Genomic DNA, 6,475 nt, shown 5'->3' with positions numbered 1-6,475 from the left:
TTTCCTTCATGTTCAACCAAGCGTCTGAACTGGGAATTGATGTCACCTCATTCGTTGCGATGGATTACTACACCGAGAACTTCTCGGATAAAATCCTGGCGGACTACAGCCTGGAAAATGTATTCAACATCAGTGGTGGGCAAGTTTACGACTTCATGAACACTGAAGGTATCGCTGAAGGGTTAAACACCTCTGCTGTGATTGACTTAGAGTGGTATAAGACAGAATATGCCACGGATCTGGAGGAAAACAAGGCACAGATTGACATCGATGCCAACGACGAAATTTCTAACCAAGAACTCTTTGACTATGTAACGGGTGCCGGGTTAGAAAAAGGTCAAAAGCCATCGAAGTTGGTTGACTTCGAGTCCTATCTGGCGGAAGGATCGGCTTCAGCGCAATCCCTGCTCACTTGGGCTGGCTCTACCTCCATTGAGCAAGTGAGCTACTCACAAACTCTGGAGTATATGTTCAGTGCCGGATTAGAAGCTGGGTTCGCGCCCTCTCCAGGTCTGGATGTGGATGCACTGAAAACTCAAAATGCTGAAGCTCTGACTAAGTTCTACAGTGTCAGTTCCATCACTGAAGTGACGAACGTCCAAGCGTTCAACTACGTCTACGGTTCCGGTTTCCAACAACCTGAAGAAACCCCCGTAGGATAACGGGACTCACTTGAGGGCGGGGGCGATCGCCTCCGCCCCCTACCAGACCATTTGGGCTAATCTAAGCGACTCCAGCCCCGATTGACAACTATAGGCCACCCACTCGCTAAAACATTGCTAGATGGGTGGCTCTTTTTATGGCGGTGCAAGTACAATATCGGATACTAATAAAGAGCAACGACTTATGGCTTGGCAACCCGGAGAACAATTACTCAATGGTAAGTACACTATCGAATCTGAACTGGGCAAAGGCGGGTTTGGGATTACCTATTTAGCTCGGGACGATCGCGATCGCCCTTTTGCGATTAAAACTTTGGGGCGAAAAGCTCGCTTTACTCAGGAACTCGCTAAATATAAGGAAGAATTTCTCAAGGAAGCGGACTGTTTGTCTCGCTGCATTCATCCCAGTATTGTGCGACTTGAAGAGGTGATTGATACAGACTCCCTCTGTTGTGTGGTGCTGGAATACATTGATGGCACAACTCTCGCCCGGTTGGTCAAACAAAAAGGCCGGTTATCTGAACGGGAAGCATTGTTTTATACCTATCAAATTGCGGATGCTCTGCGTCTGGTCCACGAACAAGGCTTTTTACACCGCGATGTTAAACCGATGAATATTGTCTTACGTCAAGAACGGTCAGACGCGGTGTTGATTGACTTTGGTTTAGCCCTGGAGTTTTCCCAGGATCAGGTGGAAATTCATCATGAACAAGGGTCTCTGGGATTTGCCCCCCTGGAACAGTACGATCTCCGAGCATTGCGCGGCGCTTATACAGATGTATATGGATTGGCGGCTACTTTATACTCGTTATTAACGGCTAAGGTTCCTCCATCGGCGAGTTCTCGCGATCGCAGTTGGGTGAAAACCCAAACCGACCCTTTAGTTCCCCCTAAAACCCTCAATCCGTCGGTGAGCGATCGCGTTAATACAGCAATTCTCAAAGGGTTGGCATTAGTCCCCGAAAATCGTCCGCAGTCTATAGAAGCTTGGTTAGAATTACTACAAGACGGGCCATCGGATTTCTCCCCCCAACCCACTGAAATGACACCGGCTATCCCGGAAGTCGCCAATTCTATCTCAGCAGTCGGAATGGACTATACGACCCTGGAGCGCCTATTAGCTGACGGTCAATGGCAGCAAGCCGATCGCGAAACAGAAGCCCTGATGATTCGAGTTGCGGGTCGAGAGGCAGAAGGCCGCCTCAACGTAGAAGATGTCAAACATTTTCCCGGCCGAGACCTCCGCACCCTCGATCGCCTCTGGACCGAATACAGCAATGGACATTTCGGCTTAAGCATCCAAAGACAGATGTGGAGCAAAAGTGCAGGAGACTACGAACAATTGAGCGATCGCCTCGGATGGCGACGAGATAACGAATGGGTCTCTTATGCCGACCTGACCTTTGATCTCACCGCACCCGTCGGACATCTCCCGAGTTGGGGACGGCGCGGTCGGTTATGGTCATTTTTAGCCACCCGACTGAAAAAATGTAGCCTCTAAGGGAAGATATCACAACTGGGTGCATCCTTCAAATCTCCCCTAATCCCTAGCAAATGAATCCCCCTGATTTCCACCGGGCGATCGCCGATTCCCGGACGGGTTACTTAACCCTGAGTCCTCTGCGCTCCTCCCTACTCCAAAAGGTCAACCCAGATCATGCCCAGGTTAGGTACAATTTTCTACAATGCCCTTCTGGGCTATTCCAATCCTGCACTGCAGTAGCTTCCTCTGCCTTCTCAAAACCATGAACCCCGAGCCAACCCCTAACTCGAATAACCCCAACCCTAAAGACAACTCCTCCTCGGTTAACCCTTCAGAGCGAGGGAACAACCCCGTTACTCCCGAACGAACGAGGGGAAATATGACCAATGCCACCCCTGAACTCCAGCGCATCCCGAGTCATAGCGGTGTCAACAGAGAACGGGTTCGCCAACCGGACTTATTAGAAGAGTTGGATGAATACCAACAGAACCTGGGGAGGAAACAACTTTCGCTGATCACCTTACCCCCTTTAGAGGATAATCCCACCTCTAGCCCTGGGGGGGTTCTAGTGTTAATGGCGATCACCATTATGGTCTTCGGTTTGGCGATCGATAATATCTTACTCGGGTTCGCCGGTGCCGTTGGCACCTTTACGATTTCCCTGCGAATCATCTGGCCCAACTGGAGTCGGATTTGGATCCAGTTAGTCCCGGACCCTTGGCGTGCCGTTGTGATTGCTTTTGTGGGAGTGCTGACGGGAATTATCGGGCTTTTAATGCTCAGTGGCTCCAATCAGCAACCGGGAAGTCGGAATATCCAGATTAACTGGGAGGCGATCGGGGCCGTTGGTGAAATCGTTGGGGCCTTGGGTCAAATCTTGATTGCCATTATCGCCGTCTATGTAGCATGGCGGCAGTATGTGATTTCCAAAGAACTGACCATTCAGCAAAACCGGATTACCCAACAGCAAACTATTGATACCTACTTTCAAGGGGTATCTGATTTGGCCTTAAATGAAGAAGGATTGCTAGAAGATTGGCCTCAAGAACGGGCGATCGCCGAAGGTCGGACTGCCGCCATTCTCGCCAGTGTCGATAGTGAAGGGAAATCCAAAATTATCCGATTTCTATCCCAATCTAGGCTCTTGACCCCCCTAATGCGCGATCGCCATCTCGGTCGTCCCATTCTTGATGGGGACGGAGGCTATGCAGAAGACCGGGTTGATGGGGTTCGCGTCATCGCCTTGGGCGTCATGTTAGCTGGTTCTGACCTCTCCGGCACCGATCTCCGCTGGACCGAATTAAGCGAAGCCAATCTCGTTCGCGCCGATCTCCAGAACTGCGATTTGGTCAAAGCCAATCTCTCCCGGGCTATTTTGTACGAAGCCAACCTTTCGGGTTCCGACATCAACGCGACCCGATTCTTCTACGGACCTGTAGAAACCGCTTCCCCGCGCAGTCGGACCAAACGGCCCAATTATCAAACCGGGGAACATACGGGTGCCGTCGTTGAGAATGCCAATTTCTCTAAAGTTGAGCGGATGTCTGAGAGTCAACGCTATTATATCTGTGCCTGGGGCGGTTCCAAAACCCGAGATACTGTCCCGGGGGGGTGCGAAGGTATTCCTAATCTCTTAGGCCGATAATGCGGCATTCGTTAATCTTTAGAATCAGCCCTGGCGATCGCATTTAAGGAATGAGTGCGCGATCGCCGTTTTCAACACCCTAAGCTGCTTATGCATTTAAATTGGATAATTTTAGCGAGCAAGATGCTCGCACTCCCAGGGTGTCCGAATTTTCTAATCCCTTTGTTTAGCGAGGGAAAGCTTACCGTCTTCCCCATTCAAAAATAATCCGAGGGCAAAATCCCCCGTGTTTTCCGCGCTTGCATCGCTTTTTCTAATAGGTCTAACAGTCCCGGTGCTTCTTCTTGTAAGGTTAACAGCAGCCGTTCTCCAATATCTTCATCTCCCGGGTCTTTCCCGGTTTCCATCACAGTTTTCAGCCGAGGCATGGCAATATCATCCACAATTTGAATTAATCCACTCAAACATCGATTAAATTGTCTCTCGGTCAATATGGAATCTTCTAAGGGAAATTCAATAATGGCTCGGATTTCTCCATCAGTCGGGTCATATTCCCATTGCAGCATTTTCGTTTCCCAGGAAATGCATAACATCGTCTGGAGAATTGACTCTTTGTAAGGATGATTGCTAATTCCTGATAAGACTTTTGGCGCAAACAATTTGAAAAATTCTCCATCTTCATCGAGTTGAATCACGATGGGGAAACTTTCCAGGTTTTCGGCTTGGACGCCGGTGATAATCCGATGATGTTCTGAATCAACCTCATATTGCCAAGCCCGGTTGTCAAGATAATCGGCGATTTGTTGGAGACTCGTGCCCATATTAACTCCCTTTGATTGCTGATTGGAATGGTGACATTTATTTATTTATCTATATCTATTAGCATCAAAAAAGACACACCCGAGAGTGCCTCTTTTATCCTAACCGGAACTGGCGGATGATGAGCGGGCGATCGCTACCTGGTCCCCGGTTCCGGTTACTTCCCCCTCAAAAATTGGGTTTAGACTCCTCCTTCAAGGCGATCGTCGTTCCGGTTTCAGCGGCAAGACGGGCAGCATCAGCAACTTTGAGGGTATAGAGACTGGCCCTGGGGTCAACATATAATGGGGTTCCCTGGGTTAAATGATCCAGGACCATCTGGGTATCTTTGGCAAATAACCCCCGTCGGGCCCCGACTTCAAGGGGGGTAATGTCACCGTCGCGCACCAGTTGACCCTGATCTCCATCAAATATCAAGGTTCCCTGACTTCCATGCACTTCCAATTTTCGTTCGCTGGCACAAAAGATTTCTCCTTTGCCATAGATGACTTGAGCGATCGCCCCATTGGTAAACCGTAACTGAGCGCTACATAAACAAGCTCGAAAATACTCCGGTTCCTTGGGTACCTCCCAAAACCGGCTTTGACAGCTCACCGTGGCGACTTGGCCCAAAACATCCGTCAGGCGATGCAGACGAGACAGGGCGCCAGTCAAGGGAAAGCCAAATAATTCTCGGTTATAGGTCCACTTGCGCCCCACAAACCGTTGGGGGTTGAGGGTACTGTAGCGGACATAGGCGACTTCTCCCACTTCGTTCCAGGACTGTTTCAGGGCCTGATGAACTCCCCCCAACAGTTCGATATGTTCCACATGAAGCAGCCGTTGCCTTGCGGTTGCCAAGGCAATCAGGTCCTCAGCTTCTGCCGGATCCAGACAGAGGGGATATTCAACGACGACGTGGCAATCGGCTAACAGGGCCGCCCGAATGATTGCACCGCGATCGCGATTGATATTGGAAATAATCACCAGATCCAGGTCCCCCCTGGCGATTAAATCTTGCCAGGAGTTGAGCGCGATAGTCCGATGGATTTGGGCAAATTCCTCGGTTTTTTCTGGAGTATGCCCCGCCACGGCCACTAAGCGCGATCGCTCATCCTCTTGTAGGGTTTGCCCTCGGAGTTTGGCGACAAAACCTGTGCCGACGAGACCCACCCGAATCGGGAGTTGGGTAATCGGGACCAGGGAGGGCGATCGGTTCGTACTGGGACTAGAGGAAGTCGTCACGGTCTGAGTTTGCTTTATTTAATAGAATCGATACTACTCTAACTTTTGCCCGGTGGATACCTGCTCTGACTTTGGGTGGGTCCTTCTTTAGGTATAAGTAATCAGGATTAAATTAGAAATCTTTATAATAAATTTTGTTGGGATAAAGGGGGCAAAGAGTGTTGCAACCTTTGATTTTTCCCCTAATATCAGAGAAAGGCTGATCCTACCCGCAGACTTGCGCGTTAATCAAGGCGTGACCTCTGCATTAGCAAAACTTATAAGCCTGTCGATTATCTGGAGAAGAATCACTAAATGGCAACTTTCAAAGTCACCTTAATCAACGAAGCCGAAGGTCTCAATCAAACCATTGAAGTGGAAGATGATACCTATATTCTGGATGCTGCGGAAGAACAAGGTCTCGACCTACCCTATTCCTGCCGTGCTGGTGCTTGCTCTACCTGTGCCGGCAAAATTACCTCCGGTACCGTTGACCAGTCTGACCAGTCTTTCTTAGATGATGAGCAAATTGAAGCCGGTTATGTCTTAACCTGCGTGGCTTACCCGAGTTCTGACTGTACGATTGTGACTCATCAAGAGGAAGAACTCTACTAAGAGAACTCCCCCCCTTAAAATTTTTCCATTTTCAAAATGTAGGGGCGCACAATCGACGGTGCGCCCCTACTCTTGTTCTGAGGCAAAACCCGGCGGGGGTTTAAACCC

General features: G+C 49.6%; 6 protein-coding genes. 4 read left to right on the top strand and 2 right to left on the bottom strand.

Annotation, left to right across the window (positions count from 1 at the left end; genetic code table 11):
• From J0895_RS04955 to J0895_RS04945, 3 genes are all read left to right on the top strand, one after another.
• Positions 1-662 (top strand): hypothetical protein (locus J0895_RS04955; protein ID WP_207087010.1); only part of this gene is annotated, 662 nt, incomplete at its 5' end.
• Positions 663-846: 184 nt separating this feature from the next.
• Positions 847-2,163, top strand: a complete 1,317-nt coding sequence (locus tag J0895_RS04950) for a serine/threonine-protein kinase (RefSeq protein WP_207087009.1) — start codon at positions 847-849, stop codon at positions 2,161-2,163.
• 244 nt (positions 2,164-2,407) lie between these two features.
• Positions 2,408-3,790, top strand: a complete 1,383-nt coding sequence (locus J0895_RS04945) for a pentapeptide repeat-containing protein (protein ID WP_207087008.1) — start codon at positions 2,408-2,410, stop codon at positions 3,788-3,790.
• A 197-nt stretch (positions 3,791-3,987) separates the two neighbouring features.
• On the opposite strand, the gene J0895_RS04940 is transcribed toward J0895_RS04945, so the two are convergent.
• A complete protein-coding gene (locus J0895_RS04940) occupies positions 3,988-4,551 on the bottom strand; it encodes a type III secretion system chaperone family protein (RefSeq protein ID WP_207087007.1) in 564 nt (187 codons plus the stop codon).
• A gap of 166 nt (positions 4,552-4,717) precedes the next feature.
• A complete protein-coding gene (locus J0895_RS04935; RefSeq protein ID WP_422894312.1) occupies positions 4,718-5,773 on the bottom strand; it encodes a Gfo/Idh/MocA family protein in 1,056 nt (351 codons plus the stop codon).
• Positions 5,774-6,067: 294 nt separating this feature from the next.
• On the opposite strand from J0895_RS04935, the gene J0895_RS04930 reads away from it, so the two are divergent.
• Positions 6,068-6,367, top strand: a complete 300-nt coding sequence (locus J0895_RS04930; protein WP_207087006.1) for a ferredoxin — start codon at positions 6,068-6,070, stop codon at positions 6,365-6,367.
• The last annotated feature ends 108 nt before the right edge of the window (positions 6,368-6,475 follow it).

Origin of the sequence: Phormidium pseudopriestleyi FRX01, assembly GCF_017313335.1 — a bacterium.
Lineage (GTDB): Bacteria > Cyanobacteriota > Cyanobacteriia > Cyanobacteriales > Laspinemataceae > Laspinema > Laspinema pseudopriestleyi.
Note: the sequence above shows the minus strand (reverse complement) of the source record. Positions and strands in the feature narration are given on the sequence as shown.